Raw genomic sequence first — 26,901 nt, 5'->3', positions numbered from 1 at the left:
CCCCTATTATCGCGATCAGTCTTCGAGAACGAAGTCTGCACCGAGAATCTCGAGCTTGGTGAGGAAGTTCTCGTAACCGCGCGCGATGATTCCGACGTTGCTGACCGTCGAGGTTCCGTCCGCGCTCAACGCGGCCACGAGGTGGCTGAAGCCGCCGCGCAGATCGGGAACCTCGATGTCGGCACCCTTCAGAACGGTCGGTCCGGTGATCACAGCGGAGTGGTTGAAGTTGCGCTGCCCGAAACGGCAGGCCTGACCACCGAGGCACTCCTTGTGGATCTGAATCGTCGCGCCCATGTCGACCAGTGCGTCGACGAAGCCGAAGCGCTGCTCGTAGACGGTCTCGTGGACGATCGAGACACCCTTGGCCTTGGTCAGCGCCACGACGAGCGGCTGCTGCCAGTCGGTCATGAAGCCGGGGTGAACGCCCGTCTCGATGATGACCGGGTTGAGCTCGCCGCCTGGGTGGTAGAAGCGGATGCCGTCGTCGAGGATGTCGAACTGGCCGCCCACCTTGCGGTAGACGTTGAGGAAGGTCAGCATCTCGGCCTGGCGCGCGCCGCCGACGGTGATGTCACCCTCGGTTGCCAGCGCGGCGGCGGCCCAGCTGGCTGCCTCGTTGCGGTCGAAGAGCGAACGGTGCGTGTACCCGCTGAGGTGCTCGACGCCCTCGATGCGGATGACGCGGTCGGTGTCGACCGTGATCGTCGCGCCCATCTTCTGCAGGATGTTGATGAGATCCATGATCTCGGGCTCGATGGCCGCGCCCTTGAGCTCGGTGATGCCCTCAGCACGCACAGCGGTCAGCAGTACCTGCTCGGTGGCACCGACGCTCGGGTACGGCAGCTCGACCTTGGCTCCGTGCAGCCCGTTCGGGGCCGACATCCGGATGCCACTCGGCAGCTTCTCGACGACGGCACCGAAGGTGCGCAGCACGTCGAGGTGGAAGTCGATCGGGCGGTCGCCGATGCGGCATCCGCCGAGGTCGGGGATGAATGCCTCGCCGAGGCGGTGCAGCAGCGGCCCGCAGAACAGGATCGGGATGCGGCTGGAACCGGCGTGCGCGTCGATCGCCGCGAAGTGGGCGACCTCGACGTTGGTCGGGTCGAGGATGAGCTCGCCCTCTTCTTCGCCCTCGCTCACGTGGACGCCGTGCACCTCAAGGAGTCCGCGCACAATGCGGACGTCGCTGATGTTCGGAACATCCTTGAGCACGCTGGGCGTCTCGCCCAGCAGCGCAGCAACCATCGCCTTGGTGACGAGGTTCTTCGCGCCCTTCAGCTCAATGCGTCCCACGAGCGGCTTGCCGCCGTGGATGGTGATCTTGTCGACGGAGAGACCGACGGCCGAGCCGTGGTTCTTTGCATCATCGCCGAGACTGTTCAAATTTCCGCCTGCACGTTCTGCCTCACTGGGAGGGTCTGTGGCAACCAGCTCTCGCGGGTTGCCTCGAATTCTGTAATCAACGCTTCGTCGCGCAGGGTGAGCCCGATGTCGTCAAGACCTTCGAGCAGCCGCCACCGAGTGTAATCGTCAACCTCGAACGGAAGCTGAAGATCACCGACGGTGACAGTTCGCTCAACCAGATCGACGGTCGCTTCTATTCCCGGGTTCGCGTCGATGGCTGCCCAGATCTTCTCGACATCCTCCTCGCTGATCTGGGCGGCGAGCAGGCCCTGCTTGCCTGAGTTCCCGCGGAAGATGTCACCGAAACGCGGGCTCAGCACCACGTCGAAGCCGAAGTCGCGCAGCGCCCACACGGCGTGCTCACGCGAGGATCCCGTGCCGAAATCGGCACCGGCGACCAGCACGCGCGCGCCCTGGAACTCGGGCTTGTTGAGCACGAACTCCGGGTCCTGACGCCAGCCGTAGAAGAGCGCGTCGTCGAAGCCAGTCTTGGTGACGCGCTTGAGGAAGACGGCGGGGATGATCTGGTCGGTGTCGACGTTGGAGCGGCGCAGCGGAGCCGCGACGCCCGTGACGGTTGTGAACTTCTCCATGGCTACTTCGCCTCTCCCTCTGTGTTCAGCGACTCGGTGCCGTGCTCGAGGTCCCACGGGCTCGACAGCGTGCCGCGGATGGCGGTTGCCGCTGCCACGAGCGGGGAGACCAGGTGGGTGCGACCGCCCTTGCCCTGGCGGCCCTCGAAGTTGCGGTTCGAGGTGGATGCGCAGCGCTCCCCCGGGGCCAGCTGGTCCGGGTTCATGCCGAGGCACATCGAGCAGCCGGCGAAACGCCACTCGGCACCGAAGTCGGTGATGATCTTGTCGAGGCCCTCGGCCTCTGCCTCGATGCGCACGCGGGCGGATCCGGGAACGACCATGACGCGCACGCCGTCGGCCTTCTTCTTGCCCTGGATGACGCTGGCGAACGCGCGCAGGTCTTCGATGCGGCTGTTCGTGCACGAGCCCATGAAGACGGCGTCGACGGCCACCTCCTTGAGCGGAGTGCCAGCGGTCAGGTCCATGTACTCCAGTGCCCGCTCGGCGGCTGCGCGCTCGTTGGCGTCGCTGAAGTCGGCCGGGTTCGGGACCGTGTCACTCAGCGAGATGCCCTGGCCGGGGTTGGTGCCCCAGGTGACGAACGGCTCGAGCGTGTTCGCGTCGATGACGACCTCGGCGTCGAAGCTGGCGCCGTCATCAGTGGCGAGGGTGTCCCAGTATGCGACGGCGTCGTCCCAGTCCTGGCCGGATGGCGCGTGGGCGCGGCCCTTCAGGTACTCGTAGGTCGTGGCATCCGGTGCAACCATGCCCGCACGGGCACCGGCCTCGATCGACATGTTGCAGATCGTCATGCGGCCGTCCATCGACAGCGCACGGATGGCGCTTCCGCGGTACTCGAGCACGTAGCCCTGGCCTCCGCCTGTGCCGATCTTGGCGATGACGGCGAGGATGATGTCCTTGGCTGTAACACCGGGGCGAAGCTCGCCCTCGACGGTGATCGCCATCGTCTTGAACGGCTTGAGGGGCAACGTCTGCGTCGCCATCACGTGCTCGACCTCGCTCGTGCCGATGCCGAAGGCCATGGCGCCGAACGCGCCGTGGGTCGAGGTGTGCGAGTCACCGCAGACCACGGTGATGCCCGGCTGCGTGAGCCCGAGCTGGGGGCCGACGACGTGCACGATGCCCTGCTCGATGTCGCCGAGCGAGTGCAGGCGGACACCGAACTCGTCGCAGTTGCGGCGGAGCGTCTCGATCTGGGTGCGGCTCGTGAGATCGGCGATGGGCTTGTCGATGGCGAGCGTCGGCGTGTTGTGGTCCTCCGTCGCGATCGTCAGATCGGGGCGGCGGAGCTGCCGGCCGGCCATGCGCAGCCCGTCGAATGCCTGCGGGCTGGTGACCTCGTGAACGAGGTGCAGGTCGATGTAGATGAGGTCGGGAGTGCCGTCCTCACCCTTCTTCACGAGGTGGGCGTCCCAGACCTTCTCGGCCAGGGTGCGCGGGCGTGATGCAGAACGTGTTTCTGTGGTCATTGTGTGAGCGTCTTCCTCAATGAATGGTGGTCAGCCAACGACGAACTCCGCGACGAGGGAGGCCTGGGTTTCTAGGACTCGTCGCGGCACAGAAGAAGTCGACCGTACAACACAATTACAGGCTAGCACTCGGCGTGAAGGCGTCCGTTCGCACGACGACAACAGAGACATTGTCGCGCCCGCCGGCCTCGACGGCGGCCTCGACGAGCTCGTCGGCGATGCCGCCGAAGTCTCCCCGCGCCTCGCGTCTGGCGAAGATCGCCGTGATCTCGCTGCGGTCGAGTTCTTTGGTGAGCCCGTCGGAACAGATCAGGAAGGTGCTGTGCTCGACCGGTGAACTCAGCCAGACATCGACGTCGACGGTGTCCTCGGCGCCGAGCGCGCGGGTGATCACGTTGCGTTCGGGGTGCTGCTCCGCATCCTCTGCGCTGATGAGGCCGGCATCCACCATCGCCTGCACGGCGGAGTGGTCGACACTCTGCTGCTCGAGCACGCGGCCGTCCCAGCTGTACACCCGGGAGTCCCCGACGTTGAAGATCATCCAGCCATACTCGTTCTCGATGTCGCCGTCGACGAGGGCGACACCGGTCAGCGTTGTGCCGGCGACCGCCGTTCCAGAGTCCCCGGCCTCGCTCAGATCTCGGACGGCGTCATTGGCCGAGTGGATGGCGTCGAGCACCTGCTCCGGGGTGGTCAGGACGCCGGGCACGATGTGCTCGGTGAAGACGCGGGTGACCACCTGGCTGGCCGCGTCGCCGCGCGCGTGCCCGCCCATGCCGTCGGCGACCAGGAAGACGGGCGGTGCGGCGAGGAGCGAGTCCTCGTTCACCTTGCGCACGAGGCCGACGTCGCTGCGCGCCTCGACGACGAGCGCAAGTGTGCCGCTCGGCAGCGCGATGGTGCTCGGCAGGTCTGTTGCCACGTGCTTCTCCCGGATGACGAAGGTGCTGCCCGACGAACGGGGCGCTCCACGCTACCAAAGCGCGGGGCGCCCCGCCCGCTCTCTCGCCCGCTGCACCACAAACAGGCAGATCTGGCCGGGTGATGCCGAAAACAGGCGGATCCGGCGAAATTCGCTCGGAACCGCCTGTTCTCGCAACGCTGCCCAGCGCTGCGGACTAGTCCTCGGTGAAGTGCGGGACCTCTTCGAGCAGCGTGTGACCGCGCTTCTTGGCATCCGCACGTGCCTTGATCAGGCTCGCGATCGTCGCGACCGCCATCGAGGCGATGATCACGGCGAGCGATGTCCACGTGTCGATCTCCGGAGCCCACTCGATGCCGTGGCCGCCGTTGATGAACGGCAGCTCGTTGGTGTGCATGGCGTGGAAGACGAGCTTCACACCGATGAAGAACAAGATGAACGCGATGCCGTACTTGAGGTACTCCAGGCGCTCAAGCAGGCCACCGAGGAGGAAGTAGAGCTGGCGCAGACCCATCAGGGCGAACACGTTCGCGGTGAATACGATGAACGGGCTCTGGGTGATGCCGAAGATCGCGGGGATCGAGTCGAGGGCGAAGATCAGGTCGGTGGTGCCGATCGCGATGAAGACGATGATCATCGGGGTGAGCACTTTGCGGCCGTCGATGACGGTGCGCACCTTGGCACCGTCGAAGTCGTCACTGATCTTGACGCGGCGACGCAGCCACCGGATGAGGCCGTTCTCTCCGTCACCCTCGTCTTCCTTGCCGAAGGCCTGCTTGATGGCCGTGAAGAGGAGGAAGGCACCGAAGATGTAGAAGACCCAGCTGAAGCTCTCGATGAGCTGGGCGCCGAGCAGAATGAAGATTCCGCGCAGCACGAGGGCGATGATGATGCCAACCATCAGCACTTCTTGCTGGTACTTCCGCGGCACGCTGAAGCGGGCCATGATGATCACGAAGACGAACAGATTGTCGATCGACAGGCTGTACTCGGTGAGCCAACCGGCCAGGAACTGGCCGGCGTACTCGCCGCCGGCGAAGAGCAGCATGAGGCCTGCGAAAACCAGGGCCAGGAAGACGTAGAAACCCACCCAGAGCGACGCCTCTTTCATGGAGGGCACGTGGGGGCGTTTGAAGACGATCAGGAGATCGGCGACGAGGATCAGCGTCAGAACGACAAGTGATCCGATTTCGAATGCGATGGGCAGCTCGAGTTGCACGGGGACCTTTCGGAGTGAGTGCTTCGCCACTTGCGGTGGGTAGCACGAAACTCGAAAGTCTCTCCCCCACGAAAATCCGGCCTGGCCGATTCCTCGCGTCCCAAACCCGGAGCACCGACTGCGGCGCTCGTATTGACGGATTCGAAATGGGCATTCCTGCCCGGTGGGATACTCCCCTTCGCGTTGCCGAGTCTAGCGGATGCCGCCGCACCAGCGGCACCCCGAGCGGGCCGCGCCCAGCTTCGGCTGTGCCGATTCCCCTAGAATTTCTGTGCGCAGCGTCGCGCTCGTCCCCCTCCCCCCATTCTCAGAGCTGGAGCCCCGAGTGAGCATCGTCACGCCGCCGACCCGTCAATTCCGCAAGAGCCCGGCGTCGACAGCTCTCGGCTACACGATCTTCTTCAGCCGCTGGCTGCAGGCGCCCCTCTACCTCGGTCTCATCGTCGCCCAGGGTGTCTACGTCGTGCTCTTCATGCGCGAGCTGTGGCACCTCATCACGCACCTCGAGACGCTGACCGAGACCGGCGTGATGCTGCTCGTCCTCGGCCTCATCGACGTCGTCATGATCGCGAACCTGCTGATCATGGTCATCATCGGCGGCTACGAGACCTTCGTCTCGAAGATCAACCTCGACGGTCACCCCGACCAGCCGGAGTGGCTCAGCCACGTGAACGCCAACGTGCTGAAGGTCAAGCTGGCCATGGCGATCATCGGCATCTCCTCGATCCACCTGCTCAAGACCTTCATCGCCGTCGGCGACATGGGCGCCCCGAACTACGACGGCGGCTACACCTGGGACGGCGTGCTCTGGCAGGTCGTCATCCACTGTGTCTTCATTCTCTCGGCCATGGCGCTGGCCTGGATCGACAAGATCTCGCACAAGGCGCACCTCGAAGCCGTGCAGGCCCACACGCTGGACGACGCCGTCGTAACGGACTGATCCGGCCCCGTCACCCGGGGTAACATCGCCTCTGTACCATCCATCGGCGGCAGATCGCCGTCGCGTTCATCGACGAGCGAGAGGCGTATCAGTGCTGGCACTATTCAAGCCACACGGCGCTCCCGGACTGGAACTGGCCGATCGGCCGGAACCCCAACCGGGCGACCATGAAGTAAAAATCCGCGTGCTGCGAACCGGCATCTGCGGAACAGATCTGCACATCGAGAGTTGGGATGCCTGGGCGGCGAGCACCATCAAGCCACCCATCATCCCCGGCCACGAGTTCTACGGCGAGGTCGTCGAGGTCGGCCGAGACGTGCGCGACGTGCAGGTCGGCGCCCGCGTGTCCGGAGAGGGCCACATCGTGTGCGGCATCTGCCGCAACTGTCGCGCAGGGCGCAGGCAGATGTGCATCCGCACCGTGAGCGTCGGCGTGAACCGCGACGGCGCATTCGCCGAGTACGTGGTGATCCCGGAGAGCAACGTCTGGGTGCACACGGATGACGTCTCCCCCGAGGTCGCCGCGATCTTCGACCCGTTCGGCAACGCCGTGCACACCGCACTCAGCTTCCCGCTCGTCGGCGAAGACGTGCTCATCACCGGTGCAGGGCCCATCGGGCTCATGTCGGCGGCCGTCGCGCGCCACATCGGCGCCCGCTATATCGTCGTCACCGACGTCTCAGAGCCCCGCCTCGAACTGGCCAGGCAGATGGGCGCCGATCTCACCGTGAACGTCGCCGAGCGGCGGATCGTCGAGGCGCAGCGGGAGCTCGGGATGCGCGAGGGCTTCGACGTCGGCTTCGAGATGAGCGGCCACCCCGGCGCACTGCCGGAGATGATCGAGAACCTCAACCACGGCGGACGTGTCGCAATGCTCGGTCTGCCGAGCGCCCCGATCGATGTCGACTGGGCCAAGGTCGTGACGCACATGCTCACGATCAAGGGGATCTACGGCCGCGAGATGTACGAGTCGTGGAACGCGATGAGCGCCATGCTGCAGTCCAGCAGCGAGCTGCGCGGCGCACTCTCGGCCGTCATCACCGACCGCTTCCCCGCGCGAGAGTGGGAGGCCGGTTTCGCAGCGGCACGGGAGGCACACGGCGGCAAGGTCGTGCTCGATTGGAGTGAGGTCTGAGATGTACGGAACCATGAAACAGCGGGCTCAGCAGAGCCTTGACGAGATCGCGGCGGCCGGGCTGTACAAGCACGAGCGGCGCATCAGTTCGGCGCAGTCCGCGCACATCACGGCCAACGGCGGCGACGTGCTCAACTTCTGCGCCAACAACTACCTGGGGCTCGCCGACCACCCAGACATCATCGGGGCGGCGAAGACCGCGATGGACGACTGGGGCTTCGGCCTGGCGAGTGTTCGCTTCATCTGCGGCACGCAGGATCTGCACATCGAGCTGGAGCGGCGCGTCTCCGAGTTCCTCGGCACCGACGACGCGATCCTGTTCTCGAGTTGCTTCGATGCGAACGGCGGAGTCTTCGAGGGACTCTTCGGGGCGGAAGACGCCATCATCTCCGACTCGCTCAACCACGCGTCGATCATCGACGGCATCCGACTCTGCAAGGCCAGGCGCCTACGTTACGCCAACCGCGACATGGTCGAGCTCGAGGCGCAGCTCGTCGCGTCCGCGGATGCCAGGACGCGCGTCATCGTGACCGACGGCGTGTTCTCCATGGACGGCTCGCTGGCTCCGCTGGCCGAGATCTGCGACCTCGCCGAACGCTACGACGCGCTCGTGATGGTCGACGACTCGCACGCGGTCGGCTTCGTCGGCGAGCACGGCCGGGGCACCCCGGAGCTGGCCGGCGTCTCCGATCGGGTCGACATCTACACCGGCACGTTCGGCAAGGCCCTCGGCGGGGCGTCCGGCGGTTACGTCGCGGCCCACGCCGAACTCGTCGCACTGCTGCGCCAGCGCGCGCGGCCGTACCTGTTCTCGAACACGGTCGCCCCGGCCGTCGTCGCCGGCACGCTGGCCGCGCTCGACCTGATCGCAGGCAGCGGGGATGACAGGGAGCGGCTGCGTCAGAACGCCGCGCACTTCCGGGCGCGGATGACGGAGGAGGGCTTCGATCTGATTCCGGGCGAGCACCCGATCGTTCCCGTCATGTTCGGCGATGCCGCCCTGGCCGCCAGGATCGCGGACCACATGCTGGGCGACGGCGTGTATGTGATCGCATTCAGCTACCCCGTCGTCCCGCAGGGGACGGCGCGGATCCGGGTACAGCTGAGTGCTGCGCACAGCCGCGACGACATCGAGAAGGCCGTCGCGGCGTTCGTGAGCGCCAGGGCTGCGGAGAGCCCGGCCCAGCCCTCCTAGGCGTCTTCCAGGCCCCGCTCGTCGAAGCGGGGTCCTGGAAGCCACGGCGCGACATCGGGCGCCCCGGCGACGGCGTCATCGTCGTCGTCGCTGCTGAGCGGGTTCGCAATCTCGTCCTGCGGCATCCTGGCCCAGAGGATCGCGATCGCCGCGAACACGGCAGGCAGCACGCCGGCGATCAGGAAGGTCGGCCCGAGCCCGATGGACTCGCCGACCGGACCCGCCAGCGCCATCGAGATCGGCATGAGCGCGAGGGACACGAAGAAGTCGAGGCTCGACACCCGCCCGAGCATGTGCGGCGGCACGCGGCGCTGCAGCAGCGTTCCCCAGATCACGCCGCCGAGCGAGAAGAAGAAGCCGACGATGAACACCGCGACCGCCATCACCCAGACGTGGCTGGTGTAGCCGATCACGACGAGCGGCAGACAGCCGAGACCCCACGCCAGGTTCATGACGGTGAGGTAGCGCCGCGGCATCCGCATCGACGAGATCAGCAGTGAGCCGATCACGCTGCCGACGCCGAACGCGGCGAGCACGATGGCATACTCGGCCGGCCCTCCCCCCGCCGCGTCCTTGACGGCGAACGGCGCGAGCACGTCGATGGGCCCGATGACGACGAGGATGAACGCCAGCGCGAACAGCAGCGTCGCCAGCAGCCACGGCGTCGTGAACATGTACCGGAAGCCCTCGGCGAGGTCGCCGATGGCTGCGCGCACCGGGTGTCTGGTCTCGTGCGAGAGGTCCCTGCGAAGCGGCACGGTGCGCAGCACCACGAGGGCGGCGACCGCGAAGAGCTGCAGGACACCGACGATCACGAAGGCGAGAGCCGGGGATGCCGCGGCGACCGCCGCGCTGGCCAGGGCCGGACCGGCGGCCTGCAGTGCGGCGGGGCGCAGCATGCCCTCGAAGCCGTTTGCCGCCAGGAGATCGTCGCCGGGCAGGATCGACGGGAGCATTGCGCTGTATGCCGGGTAGAAGAAGCCCTCCCCGATGCCGATGATGAGGGCGGCGATCGCCAGGTGCCAGAGTTCGAGCCCGCCGGCCAGCGCCAGCGCGGCGACGGCTCCGATGACGAAGATCTTCGCCGCCTCGACGACGAGCAGTGTGTATTTCTGTGGGACCCGGTCGGCGACGACCCCACCGATCAGCACGACGGAGACGAGACCGATCCCGCTCATTGTCGCGACCAGGGAGAGCTGCACTGGACCGCCTCCGAGCTCGATCACCTGCCAGACGATCGCGACGAGCCACATGCCGGAGCCGAGCAACGACAGGGTGAGCGCTGTGGCCAGTATCCGGTACTGCGGCGCGCGGAACGGACGCAGTGCCCGCGGGAGCCCCCGCCCCGCCCGCTCAGTGCTCATCGTCCCCTCCGGCCGCATCGCTCGATAGCATCCGAAGCTACCAGCGGACGCCGACACGGGAAACAGCTGGAAAGCACGAAAGCCTCCGGCGAACCGGAGGCTTTCTTATTGTGACCCCAACCGGATTTGAACCGGTGCTGCCGCCGTGAGAGGGCGGTGTCCTAGGCCGCTAAACGATGGGGCCGTTTGTGCAACGTAACAATTATGCCGTACTTTTCACCCGGCCGAGAACACGGTTCCCGGCGCGGAAAGTCACGACAAAAAGCCCGGCTCCCGCGAAATGCGGGAGCCGGGCTGATGGTGACCCCAACCGGATTTGAACCGGTGCTGCCGCCGTGAGAGGGCGGTGTCCTAGGCCGCTAAACGATGGGGCCGTTTTTGCAACTTGAAAAGTATGTCACAGGGAATCGGTCGTTCCAAATCGACGCACGCCCGGGCGTTTCGTTCTGTGGGGTCCTGTCAGGCCAGAACCTTCAGCGCACCTGGCACGATCTCGACCTCGACCGGAAGCGGGCCGACCCGCTCCCCGTCCGCGTAGGCGACGATGTCGGCGGCGAGAAGTGAGACGCTGCGAACCCGCGTGATCTCTACCTCCGGCTCGCTCACATGCTCGCCGGAGAACACCCGGGGGAAGAGTCGGAGCAGCCGCGGTTTCGACAGTGCGCTCACGATGAAGAGGTCGAGCTCACCGTCGTCGAGCTCGGCGTCGGGGGTGATCTTCATGCCACCGCCGATCGAGACGCCGTTCGACACCGCGATCAGCATGGCGCTGACCTCGCGGGTGACGCCGTCGACGACGAGTGAGTACTGGATCGGCTTGAAGCTCAACAGCTCACGCAACATGGCGATCGTGTACCGACTGGGGCCGCGCGGGCGCGTCATGCGGTTCGCCCGCTCGTTCACCCTGGCGTCGAAGCCGGCCGAGAGCGCGCCGCAGAACCAGGTCGTGAGGGCGCCGTGGCGCACTCGGGCCGCGTCGATCACGCGTGGCGCACGCTGCAGCGCTTCGAGCAGCCGCTCGATGGCGGCATCCGCGTCGTCCAGGGGCAGACCGAGCACCCTGGCCATGTCGTTGCCGGTTCCGGATGCCACGATGCCAAGCGGGATCGATGTGCCGGCGACGAGGTTGGCTCCGAGCGAGACCATGCCGTCACCGCCGACGACGATGAGCGCATCGGTTCCGCGCGCGACGGCGTCTTCAGCCTCGCGGCGCAGCAGCTCGAGATTGGGTTCGCGCAGCATCGCGACCTCATAGCCGGCCTCGACGAGGCGTTCGGCGACGCGCGGTCCGACGTCGCGGCGTCGCCCGAACGATGCATTCGGGTTGATGGCCACGGTCAGGCGCAGCGGAGCAGTCGACATAGGCCGATTATGGCGGTGCCCGGCGCCCGCGCACGAATTGCGCACTGCGTGTTGCGCGTGAATGCGGCACGGTGTTTGCTACAGACATGCGCATTACGAAGCTGGAACACGCCGCCGTCGTCATCGAAGAAGGCGGCAAGACCCTCTTCATCGATCCGGGCAAGTTCACTCGCCCCGTCGCGGCCGACGCGTCGACCGCCGCCGTGGTGATCACCCACATGCACGACGATCACTGGACCCCGGAGCAGATCGAGCGCATCCGCGAGGCCAAGCCAGGCGTTCCGATCTTCGGGCCGGCCGGAGTCGTGGCCGCGGCCGCCGCGCACGGCATCGACGTCACGCAGGTCGAGGCGGGCGGCGCCGCGTCCGTCGACGGCTTCGAGCTCCGCTTCTTCGGCGGTGAGCATGCCGTCATCCACCGTTCCATCCCCATCATCGACAACCTCGGCGTGCTGGTGAACGAGCGTTTCTACTACGGCGGGGACTCCTTCGTCGCTCCGACCGGTGCGTCCGTTGAGGTACTCGCGGTACCGGCAGGCGCCCCGTGGATGAAGATCGCCGAGGCGATGGACTACGTGGAGTCCGTTGCCCCCGCGCAGAGCTTCCCGACGCACGAGATGCTGCTCTCGGATGCTGGCAAGGCACTCTCCAACGCCCGCATTGCGTGGAGCACTGAGCAGGGCGGCGGCACCTTCCGGGCGCTCACCCCCGGCGACAGCATCGAGCTGTAGGCCTCGCTCGGCTGACGCCCGCGATGGCTGGCAGCGGCCATGACCTGTCGAAACGCTGACGGCTTACTCGCCGTTCCCGTTTCCGTTCCCGTTCCCGTTCCCGTTCCCGTTCCCGTTTCCGTTGCCGTTCCCGTTGCCGTTGCCGTTCCCGTTGCCGTTGCCGCCACCGTTTCCACCGCCACCAGTACCGCCGCCGGTGTCCCCAACAGTGCCGCCGCCGGTGTCCTCAACAGTGCCGCCGCCGGTATCGTCAACAGTGCCGCCGCCTGTGTCGTCTCCAGGGATGTCATCCGTGATCTCACCGGTGACATCGGAACGCTCTCCGACGATCGCAGACGGGGGCAGCGTCGTGAACTCGTCTCCCCCGTACTTCGCATTCGCAACGGACATGACGGCCGGCCACATCCGGTGCCTGGCGGTCGAGGCGAGCCCGCTGTCGAAGGAGATCGCGCGCTGATTCGCATCCCCGGTCACGCTCACGACGGCGGCGACGGTTGCCACCTTGCTACTCGCCCCGTTCATCCAGGTGTCTTTGTTGCCGTCAGTCGTTCCTGTCTTGCCAATGACCGGCACCCGCGGCTCCGTGGCGAAGTATGACTGCGTCGCCGTTCCGCCCGTCATCACGCCCTGCAGGGCGAAGTGCATGGCCGCGGCGACCTCAGCCGAGACGGACTGCGAGCAGGTGGACTGCGGAACCGGCAGCTCAGTACCGTCCGCTTTGACGATCCGATCGATTACCACTGGACTGCATGTGACTCCGTTGTTGGCGATCCCCGCGAAGGCCACGGCCATGCTGAGGGGTGCGACCTCGTTGATGCCGATCACGGCCGATGCGCTCTGCACGAGCGGGTCGCCGTCTGCCCGATGCATCCCAAAGGCCTCGGCGGTCTTGCGAATACCGCAGAGGTCGAGTTTCTTCGCCATGCCGATGTATCCGGTGTTGATCGACTGCACCGTCGACTGCAGCGCCGTGTAGTTCGCACCCGACTCGTTGGCATCGTTCTTCGGGCTCCAGTGCTCACTGTTGTAGTTCTGCGGGCCGAGACAGCTGTCTTGGAACGTTCCCCAGTTCGCCTTGGGGCGCGAGTCGACCCGCTCGTTCAGCGAATGGCCCTCCTTCAGCCATTCGGCGAGCGTGAACACCTTGTAGCCGGATCCCGGCTGGAATCCGCTCGATCCGCCGTGTGCGTAGTCGGTGCTGTAGTTGATTCCCGTGTAGTTCGGATCATTGGCCGTGACCGCCGGATCCTGGCTGTACAACTTGTTCTGCACCATCGCGAGCACCCTGCCCGTGCCGACCTGCACGCTGGTGATCACAGCCCCGACGTCCCAACCTGGGTACGTCATCGGAACATTCGCCGCCATCGTCGCGGCGGCGGCCCCCTGCAGATCGAGGTCCAGGCTCGTGTATACGTTGTAGCCGCCACGCCGGAAGTTCAGCATGCGGGCGTCCGCATCGACTCCGAAGGTCGGGTCGGTTTGCAGCACGGTGCTGACGTAGTCGCAGAAGTACGCGGCGTTGCCTGCGCTCTGGCACCCGGTGCTCGGCTCCGTGATCATCGGCTCGACGGGACTCGCCACCGCCTCATCGTGCTGCGCCTTCGTGATCTTCGTGTACCGCAGCATCTGGTCGAGGATGTAGTCGCGGCGCGCCTTGTTCGCCGCGTAGCCGTTGGCCACGCCGTTCTGCCAGTCGTCCGGATGGTCGAGCTGGAACTTGACCGGGTTGTTCACGATCGCCATCAGACTGGCCGCCTGGGCGAGCGTCACCCCGGCTGCCGTGGTGTTGAAGTAGTAGTTGGCGGCCGCCTCGACCCCGTACACCGTGCCTCCGAAACCGGCGATGTTGAGGTAACCGAGCAGTACCTGGTCCTTGGTGTAGCGCTTCTCCAGGCCCAGCGCCAGCCGCATCTCCTTGAGCTTGCGTGACGGCGAGGTCTCGGTCGCCTCGTCGTAGCAGCTCAGCCGTTCCTCTTCGGTGGCCGCCCGTTCGCACTCCTGCACGTGCACGTTCTTGACGTACTGCTGCGCGATCGACGAACCGCCCTGGATGTCGTCGCCGAGCACGGTCATCGCCACGGCGCGCAGGGTGCCCTGGGCGTCGATGCCGCCGTGATCGTAGTAACGCGGGTCTTCGCCGGCGACGGCGGCATCCTTGATGAACTGGCTCACGCCACCCCAACCGACCTCGATGCGGTTCTGGTCGTAGAAGGAGGCGAGGAGCACGGGCTTGCCGTCGCTCTGCACGGCGAAGATGTTGCTCTTCTGCGACAGCGGCGTGATCGCGAGGTAGTCGGGGAAGCCCTCGAAATAGGCGATCGACCTGCTTGCCGCCAGGCCGCCGACGGCGAGCACCGGGGTGACCGCCCCGGCCAGCAGGGCCCCGGCGGCGACGGCCGCCGCAACGAGGCCGAGCAGCCCGCCGAAGACCCCGCCGACGCTGCGAGTCTCTGTGAAGGCAGGATTTCGATCCTTGCGTCCCACGCGTTCACCCCCGGCCTGCACATTCGTGAACATTGCTCAGTGATCTATGGAACAACAACATTCCGTCGAAGTCCAGAAACTTCTCGGCACGGATTCGTAGCGATCGGATGTCGGGATCAGCCAGCCGGTTCGGGCTGGGCCGGTGGACTCGAACGGCGTGCGCGCGCCTTCCAGATGAAGTCCACTGCGATCGAGAGCAGGATGATCCCGATGAGTGCGATCGCGGTGGCCGGCTCGTTCGCGAGCGTCGTCGTGCAGAACACGATGAATGTGCCGAGGGTCGCCACGAGCGCAATCACCAACACGATGATGTTGGCACCGGTGATCTTGTACAGGCGGAAGTGCGCAACGGTGACGGCCGTGAAGACGAGCAGCGCGACGGCGCTGCCGATCGACGCGATGTTGTTGACGTTGAATCCAACCACCAGAATGCTGGCCAGGGCCGCCATCACCAGGAGCCCGACCGGGAATCGCCCGATCGAGCGCCCGAACACCGGCGGGAACTGCCCGACGGAGGCGAGGTGCGCCGTCATCCCGATCGACGGATAGAGTCCGGCGTTGACCGCGCCGGTCGTCGAGAACAGCGCCGTGATCACCATGAGCACGTATCCCGCCTGACCGAGGGTCGGCTTGGCGGCTTCGGCGAGCGCCGTCGTGCCGTACTCGACAACCTGGTCTGCGGTGAGCGTTCCGAATACCCCGAGCGACACAGCGACGTAGATCGTCGTGGCGATGGCGAGCGCGAGGTAGATCGCCTTGGGCAGTTGGCGTGATGGATTGGGGAGGTCCTTCGCGGTGAAGGTGATCACACCGAATCCGAGGAAGGCGAAGAAGGTGAGCGCGATGCTGGCGATGATCTCCCTGACGCCGGGGTACCCGGCGGGCGAGAGCAGCTCGATGTTCCAGTTCGCGATGGTCACCGCGGCGAAGACGACGAGGATCGCCAGCACAACGACCACGATCACCGACTGCACGCGCGCCACGGCGGTGGAGCCGACCGCGTTGAGGGCCGTCATCACCACGATCAACACCAGGGCGAGCACCGTCGCCCAGAACGGATCGCCGCCGGCGACCACCGAGCTGGCGTACGCGCCGAACGATGAGGCGATCATCGCGACGACGATGGACCCGGCCGTGAAGAACAGCCACGACGCGATCCCCGTCAGATGCCCCTCGCCGAGACCGTGCGAGAGGTAGCCGAGGATCCCGCCGCCAGACGGATACTTGGCGCCCAGTTTGGCGAAGGAGTATCCCTGCAACGCTGCGATCACACCGGCGGCGAGAAACGACAGCCAGACGGCCGCCCCGGCAACGGCGCCCGCCGCGCCGAGGAGCGCGAAGATACCTGCACCGACCATCGAGCCGACCCCGATGAAGGTCGCTTGAATGACCGTCATCCGCTTCGCGCCGCTTGGAGCTGTCATGGGAATCGCCTCCACTACCCGTGTCCCGCGGTACTCAGCCGCGGCTGCGCTCGGCAAGGTTGAGGATGAACAGCGTCTGGGCGGCGATCATGCGCTCGATCTCGCCGGGGTCGACGGACTCATCGGAGGCGTGGATACGCGACTGGGCGGTGTCCTCAGCTCCCCAGAGGATGATGGCGCTCTCCGGCGCGACCTTCTGCAGCGAAGCGACGAGCGGGATCGAGGCCCCGCTGCCGATCGACTCAACCGAAACTCCGTATGCGGCCTCGAGAGCCGTAGATGCGGCGATGATCGCCGGGTGCGACTCGTCGACGGCGAAGGCGTGGCCGACCTTCACCTTCTCCACCTCGACCTCGCAGTTCCACGGCCGTTGCGAGCGGAGATGTGCCATGAGCGCCTCCAGCTGGGCGTCGCCGTCCGATCCAGGAACGATCCTCATCGAGAGCTTCGCGGTGACCTCGGGCAGCAGCACGTTCGAGGCCTCAGCCGTGTTCGGCAGATCCATGCCGAGCACCGTGACCGACGGCTTCGCCCAGATCCGGTCGGAGAGCGTGCCGGTTCCGAGGAACTCGACACCGGGCAGGATCGCGGATCCCTCGCGGTACACCGACTCCTCCATGCTCGCGCCGGCCCAGCTGCTGCTGTCGACACCGGGGATCACCGTGTCGCCGTTCTCGTCGTGCAGCGAGTCGAGCACGCGGATCATCGCCGTCATCGCATCGGGGGCCGCGCCGCCGAACATGCCGGAGTGCACGGGGTTGGCCAGGGTGCGCACGGTGACCGTGCACGCGACGTCGCCGCGGAGCGCGGTGGTGAGCCCTGGTCGGCCGACCTTCTGCGGACCGATGTCGGCGATGACATAGGCGTCGGCCGCGAAGAGCTCCGGGTTGTCCTCGACGAAGGCTTCGAGGTGCGAGATCGTCTCCTCCTCGCCCTCGACGAGGATCTTCACGCTGCACGGGCGATCGGCTCCAAGGAGTGCGAGGGTTCCGTAGTGGATGACGAGACCCGACTTGTCGTCGGCCGCACCGCGGCCGTAGATGCGACCGTCCGACTTCGTCACCGGCTCGAACGGCTCGCTCGTCCACCCCTGGCTCTTCGGCGCCGGCTGCACGTCGTAGTGCGCGTACAGCAGCACCGTCGGCGAGCCGGCGGGGCCGGGCAGGTCGGCGTAAACGCACGGGTAGCCGCCAGGGACGTCGAGGAGCTTGACCCCGTGTGCGCCGGCCGCCTCGAAGAGTTCGACGACCGCCGCCCCCATCGCGTGTACGGGTTCCGGATCGAATCCCGGGAAGGCGACGGAGGGGATGCGCACGAGAGCCTCGAGCCTCTCGATGATCTCGGGCATCAGCTCTGCCGCGCCGCGCGCGATCTGTTCTGGGTCGGACATTGGTGCCTCCAAACAGGGTGGTGTCTACAGGGTGGTGTCGATGAGCTTGGGTCTACGCGGTTGCGTCGACGAGGTGGGCGTTGCGCCGGTTCAGGCAGGCACGACGAGCTGGATCAGCAGGCCGGCGATGACGACAGCAACCCACGAGACGAGCATCGGGATCGTGAACGAGTGCCAGATCGGCACCTGGGTCAGCTTGGTCGAACCGGTGAGGTCTGTCTCCACCGCCGCGATCTGCGAACCATTGGCCGGGAACAGCCAGACACCGATCAGCGACGGCCACATGGCCGTGATGATTCCGGGCGCGAGCCCGGCGGCGAGCGCGATGGGGATGAGCGTGTTCGTGGTTGCCGACTGGCTCGTCGTGAGACCACAGACGATGAACAGGGCGACGGCGAGCAACAGCGGGTTGGCCTCGATCATCGCGCCGAGCGGTTCGATGATCGTCTCCTCGTTCGCCGAGATGAATGTGTCGGCCATCCAGGCGATTCCGAACAGCGCGACGGCGGCGACGAAGCCGGCCCTGAGCAGCGGCTGCTCGACGACGAGCGACGGCTTCACCTTCCTGACCAGGATGATCACGAGGGCCACGCTGAACATCACCATCTCGATGACGGTCGACATGCCGATCGGCACGAGCTCGCCCTCCGCATCGGGGAATGCCGGGCGCAGTCCGGGGAACAGGCCGAGAAGCACGATGAGCAGGGTGCCGGTGACGAAGATCCACGCGGCCGTCGCTCCGCCCTCAGGCACGGGATGCTCGATCAGCACCGGCGTCGCCTTGGCGCCGCCCCTGGACGCAGCACCGCCGGCCGCAGCACCGCCGGCCGCAGCACCTCCGGCCGCGGCCCCACCGGACACCGGGCCCGCTCCGCCCGCCGAGGTCGCGACCTGGCCGACGCGCGCCGCGTAGCGCTCCTGGAGCGCGGCAGGCACCTCGACGGTTCCCTCCGCAACTCGCTTCATGAACACCGGGTCATCGAGGAGGTCTTTTCCGAGGCGCTGCTGCACGAAGGAGGTGGCGATGCAGGCGACGATCGCCGCCGGCACCGTGATGAGCAGGATCTGCGGCAGACCGTATCCGGTTCCGTCCATCAGCACGATGTACGCGGCCATCGCCGCAGACACGGGGCTGGCCGTGATGCCGAGTCCGGAGGTGACGGTGGATGCCGCGAGTGCCCGCTCCGGGCGTTGCCCGTTGCGGTACGAGGTCTCGTAGATGACGGGGATCAGCGCGAAGAAGATGTTCGAGGTGCCGGAGAGCACGGTGAAGACGAACGCGACGAGTGGAGCCACGTAGGTGAGCCGTTTCGGATTTCGCTGGATGATCTTTGACGCGATGTTCACCAGGTAGTCGATGCCGCCGGCCGCCTGCATCGCCGAGGATGCCGTGATCACGGCGATGATGATGAAGAAGGCGTCGACGGGGATGGAACCAGGTGGAAGGTGGAAGGCGAACACGAGGACGACCGTGCCGACGACCCCCCAGAGCCCGAGCCCCAGGCCCCCGGTTCGGACACCGAGCACGATGGCCCCGATGACAACACAGCCCTGCAACGCGACGAGCAGATACTCCATCATTACCCCCAACCCTAGGCAGCGGCCCGACGAGCACGCCCTCGCCGATGTGGCCCAGAGTAAACAGGCCGGGATGGCGCGGCCATCATGCTGCAAGGGTGAAAGTTCGCTCGGCCGGCCGGCGGATGCCGCGATGGGGCCGTTAAACGACGAAAACCCGGGATATCAATCCCGGGTTCGTACTGTATTCACTGCTGGGGTACCTGGACTCGAACCAAGAACAAAGGTACCAGAAACCTCCGTGTTGCCAATTACACCATACCCCAATGCCCTACCGGGCCGGTGGCCGCGAAGCGAACTTCGAACCGAGAAGAACTCTATCCCATGCCGAGAGATCGGGCAAAACCGAGCCGGAATCCCGCGCGTGCCGCCGCCGGAATCCGTCGGCGGATGCCGTCAGACCGGCAGGAGCGGGCCGAGCAGATCGCGGTTCAGCGCAGCGGCGACCTGCGCGCCGTGCCCGGCCGCGATGATCAGCTGTTCCGGGCCGGGTGCGGTCGAGTCACCGGCCGCGTAGACGCCGGGAACGCTCGTGCGTCCGCAGGCATCGACGGCGATGAGGCCCTCGGCATCGAGTGCGATGCCGAGTCCGTCGAGGTAGCCGATGGCCGGAGTCCAGGCCGGGCGCACGAACCCGGCCTCGCGGGGAACCGTCTCACCATCGGCGAGGAGCACACCCGTCATCCGACCCTGCTCCCCCACCACGTCGGCGATGGGGCGGCGTTCGACGGCGATGCCGCGGGCCCCGAGCGCCTCCTGTTCGGCGGCGCTCACGGCATCCGCACCGTTGGTGAAGACGATCAGGTCGTTCGACCACTGGCTGATGAGAAGTGCGCGCTCGGCGAGGTCAGCCGATTCACCGATGAGCGCCAAGGCCTCATCACGCTTCTCGTAGCCGTCGCATTCGACGCAGCTGTGCAGATCGGTTCCGTACCAGGCGCGCAGGCTCGGCACCGATGGCATCGTCTCGACCAGCCCCGTCGCGACGACGATGTTGCCGACCGTGACCTCGAGATTCGCCGCACCGCGGATGCCGCGGGCGGCAAGCTCGAAGCCACCGCCCTGCAGCGCGCGCACGCTCTGCACCAGGCCGGCATGGAAGCTGGCGCCCGGGTAGCCCTCGAACTCCTCCCGGCCGAGCTTGCGCAGCTCGAGCGGCGGCACACCGTCACGCGTCAGAAAGCCGTGCGAGCGCAGCGTCGCCGCATTGCGCGGACGGTTGCTGTCGATCAGCAGGACCGTCCTGCGGGAGCGCACGAGGCCGAGGGCCGCGCTCAACCCGGCCGGCCCCGCCCCGATCACGGCGACGTCGAATTCGCTCATTGCAACCCCCTCGAAACTACGCGGTCAGCGAAGCAGCCAGTCGGTTCAGACGCGCCAACGTGTCATCCTTGCCGAGGATCTGCATCGACTCGAACAACGGCGGCGAGATCTTGCGACCGGACACGGCGACGCGCAGCGGGCCGTATGCGACGCGCGGCTTGAGACCCAGTCCGTCGATCAGGGCGCCACTCAGGGCCTCCTGCAGCTGCTCGTGCGTCCATTCCACCGCGGGAATACGATCGAGCGCGTCGACGGATGCCGCGAGCACCTCTCCGGCGTTGGCCGGCAGCGATGCGAGCGCCTGCTCGTCGTACTCCAGGCCGGCGGCATCCGTGAAGAGGAAGCCGAGCATGCCGGGCGCCTCGCCGAGCAGCGTGATGCGCTCCTGCACCAGCGGCGCGGCCTCTGCCAGCGTTGCCGCCTGGCTCGGGCTGAGCGGAGCCGTGAGGATTCCGGCCTTCTCGAGGTAGGGAACGGTGCGCGCGGCGAAGTCGGCGACGTCGAGCCTGCGCACGTGGTCGCCGTTGATCGACTCCGCCTTCTTCAGGTCGAAGCGGGCCGGGTTCGGGTTCACGTCCTCGACGTCGAACGCGGCGATGAGCTCCTCGATCGAGAAGACGTCGCGGTCGTGCGAGAGCGACCAGCCGAGCAGCGAGAGGTAGTTGACGAGGCCCTCTGGGATGAACCCGCGGTCGCGGTGGTGGAACAGGTTCGACTCGGGGTCGCGCTTGGAGAGCTTCTTGTTGCCGTCGCCCATGACGTAGGGCAGGTGGCCGAAGCGCGGCACGAAGCTCGTCACGCCGATGTCGATGAGCGCGTGGTAGAGCGCGATCTGGCGGGGCGTCGACGAGAGCAGGTCCTCGCCGCGCAGCACATGGGTGACCTGCATGAGCGCGTCATCGACCGGGTTCACCAGCGTGTACAGCGGCGCGCCGTTCGGGCGCACGACGACGAAGTCGGTGAAGGAACCGGCCGGGAAGGTGATCTCGCCGCGGACCATGTCGTCGAAGGAGAGATCGGTGTCCGGAACCCGCAGACGCAGGGCGGGCTCGCGGCCCTCCGCGCGGAAGGCGGCGCGCTGCTCCTCGGTCAGATCGCGGTCGAAGTTGTCGTAGCCGTGCTGCTTGGGGCGGCCCGCCGCCTCATTGCGGGCGTCGATCTCCTCGGCGTTCGAGTACGACTCGTAGACGTGCCCTGACGCAACGAGCTTCTCGATCACACCGAGGTAGATGTCGGTGCGCTGCGACTGCCGGTACGGCTCGTGCGGCCCGCCGACGTTCACGCCCTCGTCCCAGTCGAGCTTCAGCCAGCTGAGCGCGTCGACGAGCTGGTGGAAGCTCTCCTCGCTGTCGCGGGCGGCATCCGTGTCTTCGATGCGGAAGATCAGCTTTCCACCGGTGTGGCGCGCGTATGCCCAGTTGAACAGGGCGGTGCGCACCATGCCGACGTGCGGCGTTCCGGTGGGCGAGGGGCAGAAGCGCACGCGTACGTCGCTGCCGGTGGCGGTGGACCAGGGGTGATTTGCGTCAGACATCGTGACCAATCTTAGTTGGCGCTGGCTGAATGGTCTGCTGGAGAAGCGGTGAGCTCTTCGAGCACGCGCAGGGTGGCCGCGATCGCGGGCACGTGCGTGGCCCCCGGGGTCGTGACGACGTGGATCGTGCGGTGATTGCGATTGCTCGTCGGACGCACGACGACACCGGCCGGCGTTCCCACCGACTCGATCGCGAGGGTCGGCAGCATCGCGACGCCGAGGCCGGCGGCCACCATGCTCATGACCGCCAGGAAGTTGTCGGTCTCGTAGCCGATGCGCGGGGTGAAACCGCCGGCATCGCAGAGTTCGAGCAGGTGGCCACGGCAGCGCGGGCATCCGGCGATCCAGGCCTCAGCGGAGAGCGCGGCGACGTCGACGGTCTCGGATGACGCATACTCATGACCGGCTGGCAGCACGAGCATCATCTCCTCCCGGCTCAATGCCTCCGCGCGCAGGCCGTGCGCGCTCTCGGTGTGCGGATCGACCCGGTCACCCGGGTAGCTGAAGGTGAGCGCGAGGTCGGCCTTGCCCTCGCGCACGGCCGAGACGGCCTCCGGCGGCTCCGCCTCGATGTAGCTGATGTTGATGCCCGGGTGCCGCGCGGCCATCGCCGCGAGCAGCCGCGGGACGATCGTCGGCGACGCGGAGGGGAACGCGGCGAGCCGCACCCGACCTGAGCGCAAGCCGGTGAGTTCGGCCAACTCGCCCGCCGCCGCATCGAGCGCCCTGATCACGGGGCGGGCGTGGCGGGCAAGCACCAGCCCGGCCTCCGTGAGGCGCACGCCACGGCCCACGCGCTCGACGACGGGCATGCCGATGCGCTGGTCGAGGCGCTTCAGGTGCTGGCTGATGGCCGGCTGGCTGTAGCCGAGCGCGTCGGCCGCCGCCGTGATCGAGCCGTGCTCGGCGATGGCGTCGACAACGCGCAGCGAGTGGGAATCGAGATCGAGTTCTGCGCTCATTCCGCAATCATAACCGTTGCTTATCAATCACATTGAATCACTCCCCTTGTCGAATGGAATCGGAGCACTCAAGCTGGAACCATGCACAGCGCCACGAGCCACCGCCCCGTCAGCACGACGGCGCACCGCGTGGTGCCCGGCAGCACATCGCTGAGCGACGCCGCCACCCTCTTCCGTGGCGGCCGCGGCTACCTCAGCGCATGCACGATGGGGCTGCCGACGACGGAGACGGTCGCCGCAACGCTGCGCGACGCTGAACGCTGGGCCCGCGGCGAGGCGAGCGTGCCAGACTACGCCGCCACCGTCGAGCGGGTGCGCGCGAGCTACGCCGGCCTCGTCGGCACCACGGTCGACCGTGTCGCCATCGGCGCCCAGGCCTCGGTGTTCACCGGCATGGTCGCTGCAAGCGTTGCCGACGGTGCCGAGGTGCTCTGCGTCGACGGCGACTTCAGCTCGATGGTCTTCCCCTTCCTCGGGCAGGAGCACCGCGGTGTCCGCGTGCGGCACGTTCCGCTGGCCGAGCTGGCGTCCTCGATCACGGCCGACACGGCCCTCGTCGTGTTCTCGTTGGTGCAATCGTCATCCGGCGCCGTTGCGGATGCAGCAGGCATCACCGCCGCCGCACGCAGGCACGGCGCGCGCACACTGTGCGACACGACCCAGGCCGCCGGCTGGATGCCCGTCGATGCCGAGGCATTCGACGCCACGATCTGCCACAGCTACAAGTGGCTCTGCGCCCCACGCGGCGTGGCCTTCTTCACCGTCTCGAGCGCCTTCCAGGACGAGCTGCGCCCCCTGCACACCGGTTGGTACGCCGGCGAGGACCCCATCGCCGCCTGCTACGGACCTGGCATGCAGCTCGCGGCCAGCGCGCGCCGATTCGACGCATCACCGGCCTGGCAGGCCTGGGTCGGCGCCGAGCCGGCGATCGAACTGTTCCGGAGCCTCGACCTCGAGGCGGTGCGCACGCACGCCGTCGGGCTGGCCGATGCGTTCTGCGACGGTCTCGGAATCGAGGCGCGCGGTCAGGCGATCGTGAGCTGGCCGGATGCCGATGGTACGGCGCTCGGGCAGCTGACGGCGTCCGGGATCACCGCATCGGGCCGAGCCGGCTGCGCACGGGTCGCGTTCCACCTCTGGAACGACGAGTACGACGTGCGCGACGCGCTCCGCGCCCTCGGCCGCTGAGGCTCTCGCGGTCTTCCGCTGGCCGAGTAGCGAGTAGCGAGTAGCAAGCGTCTCGCGACGTGCTGTGGATAACTTCTGCGGGCGAGCGCGACAATCCGAAATACTGCATCAATGCCGTACATGTACATCGTGGAGTGCGCCGACAAGTCGTTCTACGTTGGCAGCACGTGGGACGTTGAGCAGCGCGTGTGGCAGCACAACCACGATGGCGGGGCGGCATACACGCGACGACGACGGCCCGTTCGGCTGGTGTACTTCGAGGAGTACGAGTCGATCGCGGAGGCCCATGGACGCGAGAAGCAGGTTCAAGGCTGGGGACGTGCGAAGCGACGGGCGCTGATCGACGGCATCGGCGACACCGTGCTGCCATCGCTCGCGAAGAAGCGGTTCCAGACTCCGCGTTCCGGCACCGAGAGCGCCCCGCCTCCGCCGGTCGAGTAGCGAGGAACGAGGAACGAGCGTATCGAGACCACGCAGACACCCGCTTCAACCCGAAACCGGGTCTCGATACGGCCGCAAGCGGCCTACTCGACCAACGTAAACAAGCTCGGCCCCGCCTCCGCCGGTCGAGTAGCGAGGAACGAGCGTATCGAGACCCGCAGAAACCCGTTTCAACCCGAACCGGGTCTCGATACGGCCGCAAGCGGCCTGCTCGACCAACGTAAGCAACAGCAAGCGGACTACTCGACCAACGGAAGCAGCAGCGGCGGCCTACTCGAGCAACGGGAGCAGCCGTGGCGCTAGAGGCGGACGATGGGGTTGCTCAGCGTGCCGATGCCCTCGACGGTCACGGTCGCGACGTCGCCAGCCTGCACGGGGAATGAGCCGGCCGGCGCACCGGTGAGGATGACGTCGCCAGGCAGCAGCGTGAAGCAGCTGGAGAGGAACGACACCGTCTCGGCTGCCGAGTGCCGCAGCAGCGCGGTGTCGCCGTTCTGCGCCTGCGCGCCGTTCACCCCGCCGCTGACGTCGATGCCCTCGAGGTCGAACTCGGTCTCGATCAGCGGGCCGAGCGGGCAGAAGCCGTCGAAGCTCTTCGCCCGCGCGCTGTGGTCGTCACTCTTCAGCAGGTCGACCGCCGTGAGGTCGTTGGCGATCGTGTAGCCGAAGATCTTGTCCTCTGCCTCCTCGATCGACACGTTCTTGGCGATCTTGCCGATCACGATCGCGATCTCCGCAGCACCGTGGACCTCGGCGGATGCCGCAGGCAGCACGACGCGGTCGCCCGGCCCGACGACGGTCGTGTTCGGCTTGATGAAGAACTGCGGCTCGAGCCTGCGGTCGCCCTCCGCCTCCTGCTCGTCCCGTTCGGCCTCGCTCGCGTAGTAGCCGCGGCCGACGCCGATCACCTTGGAACGCGGGATGACGGGTGCGAGCAACACGGCATCCGCGAGCGGCACCCGCTCCCCCGTCGTGTCCAGTCCGCCGAACATGGGGTCGGAGGCGAGCACGACGAGGTCGCCGTCATCGACGATGCCATAGGCGATGCGGGCGTCGTGGCTGAAGCGTGCGATCTTCACTGGAAGGACCTTTCGGAGGCGGTGGGGCGGCGACTACGCGTCGAGGCGGGTCAGCCAGCCGTGACGGTCTGGACGGCGGCCGTACTGGATGTCGGTGAGCTCCTCGCGGAGCGACATCGTGAGCTCGCCGGCCGGGGCGTCGGCATCGCCGATGGTCACCTCGTTGTTGCGCAGCTGTGCGATCGGCGTGATGACGGCGGCGGTGCCGCAGGCGAACACCTCGGTGATCTCACCGGATGCGACACCCTCCTGCCATTCGGCGAGGGTGACGCGACGCTGCTCGACGGTGAGGCCACGGTCGCGGGCCAGCTGCAGCACCGAGTCGAGGGTGATGCCCTCGAGAATGCTGGGCGACTCCGGCGTGACGACGCGGCCGTCCTTGTAGACGAGGACGACGTTCATGCCGCCGAGCTCCTCGAGGTACTTGCCCTCAGAGGAGTCGAGGAAAAGCACCTGGGCGCAGCCCTGCTTGTACGCCTCTGCCTGCGGCAGGAGGCTGGAGGCGTAGTTGCCTCCGGTCTTGGCTGCGCCGGTTCCGCCGCGGCCCGCGCGGGCGTAGTCGGTGGAGAGCCAGATCGAGATCGGCTTCACGCCACCGGGGAAGTATGCGCCAGCGGGGCTGGCGATCACGTAGTAGGCCACCTTCTCCGCTGCACGCACACCGAGGAACGCCTCCTTGGCGAACATGAATGGGCGCAGGTACAGGCTCTCGTCCGGTGCCGACGGCACCCAGGCGCCGTCGACCGCGATGAGCTGCTTGAGCGACTCGATGAAGTACTCGGTCGGCAGCTCAGGCAGGGCGAGGCGGCGCGCCGAGCGCTGCATGCGCTCCGCGTTGGCCTCCGGGCGGAAGGTCCAGATCGAGCCGTCCTCGTGCCGGTAGGCCTTCATGCCCTCGAAGATCGTCTGCGAGTAGTGCAGAACCGCGGCGGCGGGGTCGAGCGGGATCGGGGCGTACGGCTGCACGCGCGGCCGGTGCCATCCGCCCTTGGCCGACCAGCAGATGTCGACGGTGTGGTCGGTGAAGTGGTTGCCGAAGCCGGGGTTCGCGAGAATCTCGGCGCGGGCGGCATCCGAGGCGCCAACCAGGTTGCGGGTGACGGCGAATTCGAGGGGTGCTGGGCTGCTGGTCATCGTTCGTCCTTGTCGATCGGGAGT

At 67.0% G+C, this 26,901-nt stretch carries 22 protein-coding genes and 3 tRNA genes; 6 read left to right on the top strand and 19 right to left on the bottom strand.

Going from position 1 to position 26,901, the window contains the following annotated elements:
- Positions 1-15: 15 nt before the first annotated feature.
- The 5 genes from murA to EV379_RS05080 form a co-directional block, all read right to left on the bottom strand.
- Positions 16-1,386 carry a UDP-N-acetylglucosamine 1-carboxyvinyltransferase gene (gene murA / locus EV379_RS05100; RefSeq protein ID WP_130505180.1) on the bottom strand — a complete coding sequence of 457 codons (1,371 nt, stop codon included), beginning with the start codon at positions 1,384-1,386 and terminating at the stop codon, positions 16-18.
- Entirely contained in the window at positions 1,383-2,000 is a 618-nt protein-coding gene (leuD, locus tag EV379_RS05095) for a 3-isopropylmalate dehydratase small subunit (RefSeq protein ID WP_130505179.1), read from the bottom strand. The genes murA and leuD overlap by 4 nt, the downstream gene beginning before the upstream one ends.
- A gap of 2 nt (positions 2,001-2,002) precedes the next feature.
- Positions 2,003-3,472, bottom strand: a complete 1,470-nt coding sequence (gene leuC / locus EV379_RS05090; protein WP_130505178.1) for a 3-isopropylmalate dehydratase large subunit — start codon at positions 3,470-3,472, stop codon at positions 2,003-2,005.
- Between the two features lie 115 nt (positions 3,473-3,587).
- Positions 3,588-4,394 (bottom strand): PP2C family protein-serine/threonine phosphatase, encoded by an 807-nt coding sequence (locus EV379_RS05085; RefSeq protein WP_242616247.1) that lies wholly within the window; start codon positions 4,392-4,394, stop codon positions 3,588-3,590.
- 196 nt (positions 4,395-4,590) lie between these two features.
- Positions 4,591-5,613: a TerC family protein gene (locus tag EV379_RS05080; protein ID WP_130507313.1), complete on the bottom strand. Its 1,023-nt coding sequence runs from the start codon at positions 5,611-5,613 to the stop codon at positions 4,591-4,593.
- Between the two features lie 325 nt (positions 5,614-5,938).
- On the opposite strand from EV379_RS05080, the gene EV379_RS05075 reads away from it, so the two are divergent.
- The 3 genes from EV379_RS05075 (at position 5,939) to EV379_RS05065 (ending at position 8,883) form a co-directional block, all read left to right on the top strand.
- Complete coding sequence (locus EV379_RS05075; protein ID WP_242616246.1) at positions 5,939-6,553, top strand: TIGR00645 family protein; 615 nt, start codon at positions 5,939-5,941, stop codon at positions 6,551-6,553.
- A 91-nt stretch (positions 6,554-6,644) separates the two neighbouring features.
- A complete protein-coding gene (gene tdh, locus EV379_RS05070; protein WP_130505176.1) occupies positions 6,645-7,688 on the top strand; it encodes an L-threonine 3-dehydrogenase in 1,044 nt (347 codons plus the stop codon).
- A 1-nt stretch (position 7,689) separates the two neighbouring features.
- A complete protein-coding gene (locus EV379_RS05065) occupies positions 7,690-8,883 on the top strand; it encodes a glycine C-acetyltransferase (protein WP_130505175.1) in 1,194 nt (397 codons plus the stop codon).
- Here EV379_RS05065 and EV379_RS05060 read toward each other — a convergent pair.
- From EV379_RS05060 to EV379_RS05045, 4 genes are all read right to left on the bottom strand, one after another.
- Positions 8,880-10,247 (bottom strand): MFS transporter, encoded by a 1,368-nt coding sequence (locus EV379_RS05060; protein WP_130505174.1) that lies wholly within the window; start codon positions 10,245-10,247, stop codon positions 8,880-8,882. The two genes, EV379_RS05065 and EV379_RS05060, sit on opposite strands and share 4 nt — an antisense overlap.
- Positions 10,248-10,358: 111 nt before the next feature.
- Positions 10,359-10,431 (bottom strand) — tRNA-Glu (locus EV379_RS05055).
- Between the two features lie 114 nt (positions 10,432-10,545).
- Positions 10,546-10,621: transfer RNA gene (locus tag EV379_RS05050), tRNA-Glu, on the bottom strand.
- Positions 10,622-10,706: 85 nt separating this feature from the next.
- Positions 10,707-11,609 carry a diacylglycerol/lipid kinase family protein gene (locus EV379_RS05045; RefSeq protein WP_130505173.1) on the bottom strand — a complete coding sequence of 301 codons (903 nt, stop codon included), beginning with the start codon at positions 11,607-11,609 and terminating at the stop codon, positions 10,707-10,709.
- A gap of 86 nt (positions 11,610-11,695) precedes the next feature.
- Between EV379_RS05045 and EV379_RS05040 the strand changes: the two genes are divergently transcribed.
- Positions 11,696-12,340 (top strand): MBL fold metallo-hydrolase, encoded by a 645-nt coding sequence (locus EV379_RS05040; RefSeq protein ID WP_130505172.1) that lies wholly within the window; start codon positions 11,696-11,698, stop codon positions 12,338-12,340.
- Positions 12,341-12,403: 63 nt separating this feature from the next.
- Here the strand turns inward: EV379_RS05040 and EV379_RS05035 are convergent, their stop codons facing one another.
- The 8 genes from EV379_RS05035 to EV379_RS05000 form a co-directional block, all read right to left on the bottom strand.
- Entirely contained in the window at positions 12,404-14,857 is a 2,454-nt protein-coding gene (locus EV379_RS05035; protein WP_130505171.1) for a transglycosylase domain-containing protein, read from the bottom strand.
- Between the two features lie 83 nt (positions 14,858-14,940).
- The gene (locus tag EV379_RS05030) at positions 14,941-16,248 is read right to left on the bottom strand and encodes an APC family permease (protein ID WP_130505170.1); all 1,308 of its coding nucleotides are present in this window, start codon (positions 16,246-16,248) and stop codon (positions 14,941-14,943) included.
- Between the two features lie 34 nt (positions 16,249-16,282).
- Positions 16,283-17,638, bottom strand: coding sequence for a M20/M25/M40 family metallo-hydrolase (locus EV379_RS05025; RefSeq protein WP_130505169.1), 1,356 nt, complete (start codon positions 17,636-17,638; stop codon positions 16,283-16,285).
- A 90-nt stretch (positions 17,639-17,728) separates the two neighbouring features.
- Entirely contained in the window at positions 17,729-19,219 is a 1,491-nt protein-coding gene (locus EV379_RS05020) for an anaerobic C4-dicarboxylate transporter family protein (protein WP_242616245.1), read from the bottom strand.
- Between the two features lie 191 nt (positions 19,220-19,410).
- Positions 19,411-19,482: transfer RNA gene (locus EV379_RS05015), tRNA-Gln, on the bottom strand.
- Between the two features lie 130 nt (positions 19,483-19,612).
- Positions 19,613-20,539: an NAD(P)/FAD-dependent oxidoreductase gene (locus tag EV379_RS05010; RefSeq protein ID WP_130505168.1), complete on the bottom strand. Its 927-nt coding sequence runs from the start codon at positions 20,537-20,539 to the stop codon at positions 19,613-19,615.
- 16 nt (positions 20,540-20,555) lie between these two features.
- Positions 20,556-22,073, bottom strand: coding sequence for a glutamate--tRNA ligase (gene gltX, locus EV379_RS05005; RefSeq protein ID WP_130505167.1), 1,518 nt, complete (start codon positions 22,071-22,073; stop codon positions 20,556-20,558).
- A gap of 11 nt (positions 22,074-22,084) precedes the next feature.
- Positions 22,085-23,035, bottom strand: a complete 951-nt coding sequence (locus EV379_RS05000; protein WP_130505166.1) for a LysR family transcriptional regulator — start codon at positions 23,033-23,035, stop codon at positions 22,085-22,087.
- Between the two features lie 81 nt (positions 23,036-23,116).
- Between EV379_RS05000 and EV379_RS04995 the strand changes: the two genes are divergently transcribed.
- Complete coding sequence (locus EV379_RS04995; RefSeq protein WP_130505165.1) at positions 23,117-24,223, top strand: aminotransferase class V-fold PLP-dependent enzyme; 1,107 nt, start codon at positions 23,117-23,119, stop codon at positions 24,221-24,223.
- 111 nt (positions 24,224-24,334) lie between these two features.
- The gene (locus EV379_RS04990; protein ID WP_130505164.1) at positions 24,335-24,664 is read left to right on the top strand and encodes a GIY-YIG nuclease family protein; all 330 of its coding nucleotides are present in this window, start codon (positions 24,335-24,337) and stop codon (positions 24,662-24,664) included.
- A gap of 299 nt (positions 24,665-24,963) precedes the next feature.
- On the opposite strand, the gene EV379_RS04985 is transcribed toward EV379_RS04990, so the two are convergent.
- Together EV379_RS04985 and EV379_RS04980 are read right to left on the bottom strand one after the other, a co-directional pair.
- Positions 24,964-25,743, bottom strand: coding sequence for a fumarylacetoacetate hydrolase family protein (locus EV379_RS04985; protein ID WP_130505163.1), 780 nt, complete (start codon positions 25,741-25,743; stop codon positions 24,964-24,966).
- A gap of 33 nt (positions 25,744-25,776) precedes the next feature.
- Positions 25,777-26,877: a branched-chain amino acid aminotransferase gene (locus tag EV379_RS04980; protein ID WP_130505162.1), complete on the bottom strand. Its 1,101-nt coding sequence runs from the start codon at positions 26,875-26,877 to the stop codon at positions 25,777-25,779.
- Positions 26,878-26,901 lie beyond the last annotated feature (24 nt).

This window comes from Microterricola gilva (assembly GCF_004217495.1).
In the GTDB taxonomy this organism is placed as follows: Bacteria; Actinomycetota; Actinomycetes; order Actinomycetales; family Microbacteriaceae; genus Microterricola; species Microterricola gilva.
The sequence above is the reverse complement of the archived record's forward strand: the minus strand, read 5'-3'. Positions and strand labels throughout refer to the sequence as shown.

Excerpts from the sequence above, each read along its gene's own strand:
- leuD (WP_130505179.1), bottom strand. The coding sequence starts at position 2,000 with ATGGAGAAGTTCACAACCGTCACGGGCGTCGCGGCTCCGCTGCGCCGC.
- leuC (WP_130505178.1), bottom strand. The coding sequence starts at position 3,472 with ATGACCACAGAAACACGTTCTGCATCACGCCCGCGCACCCTGGCCGAG.
- EV379_RS05065 (WP_130505175.1), top strand. The coding sequence starts at position 7,690 with ATGTACGGAACCATGAAACAGCGGGCTCAGCAGAGCCTTGACGAGATC.
- EV379_RS05060 (WP_130505174.1), bottom strand. The coding sequence starts at position 10,247 with ATGAGCACTGAGCGGGCGGGGCGGGGGCTCCCGCGGGCACTGCGTCCG.
- EV379_RS05045 (WP_130505173.1), bottom strand. The coding sequence starts at position 11,609 with ATGTCGACTGCTCCGCTGCGCCTGACCGTGGCCATCAACCCGAATGCA.
- EV379_RS05040 (WP_130505172.1), top strand. The coding sequence starts at position 11,696 with ATGCGCATTACGAAGCTGGAACACGCCGCCGTCGTCATCGAAGAAGGC.
- EV379_RS05035 (WP_130505171.1), bottom strand. The coding sequence starts at position 14,857 with ATGTTCACGAATGTGCAGGCCGGGGGTGAACGCGTGGGACGCAAGGAT.
- EV379_RS05030 (WP_130505170.1), bottom strand. The coding sequence starts at position 16,248 with ATGACAGCTCCAAGCGGCGCGAAGCGGATGACGGTCATTCAAGCGACC.
- EV379_RS05025 (WP_130505169.1), bottom strand. The coding sequence starts at position 17,638 with ATGTCCGACCCAGAACAGATCGCGCGCGGCGCGGCAGAGCTGATGCCC.
- EV379_RS05020 (WP_242616245.1), bottom strand. The coding sequence starts at position 19,219 with ATGATGGAGTATCTGCTCGTCGCGTTGCAGGGCTGTGTTGTCATCGGG.
- EV379_RS05010 (WP_130505168.1), bottom strand. The coding sequence starts at position 20,539 with ATGAGCGAATTCGACGTCGCCGTGATCGGGGCGGGGCCGGCCGGGTTG.
- gltX (WP_130505167.1), bottom strand. The coding sequence starts at position 22,073 with ATGTCTGACGCAAATCACCCCTGGTCCACCGCCACCGGCAGCGACGTA.
- EV379_RS05000 (WP_130505166.1), bottom strand. The coding sequence starts at position 23,035 with ATGAGCGCAGAACTCGATCTCGATTCCCACTCGCTGCGCGTTGTCGAC.
- EV379_RS04995 (WP_130505165.1), top strand. The coding sequence starts at position 23,117 with ATGCACAGCGCCACGAGCCACCGCCCCGTCAGCACGACGGCGCACCGC.
- EV379_RS04990 (WP_130505164.1), top strand. The coding sequence starts at position 24,335 with ATGCCGTACATGTACATCGTGGAGTGCGCCGACAAGTCGTTCTACGTT.
- EV379_RS04980 (WP_130505162.1), bottom strand. The coding sequence starts at position 26,877 with ATGACCAGCAGCCCAGCACCCCTCGAATTCGCCGTCACCCGCAACCTG.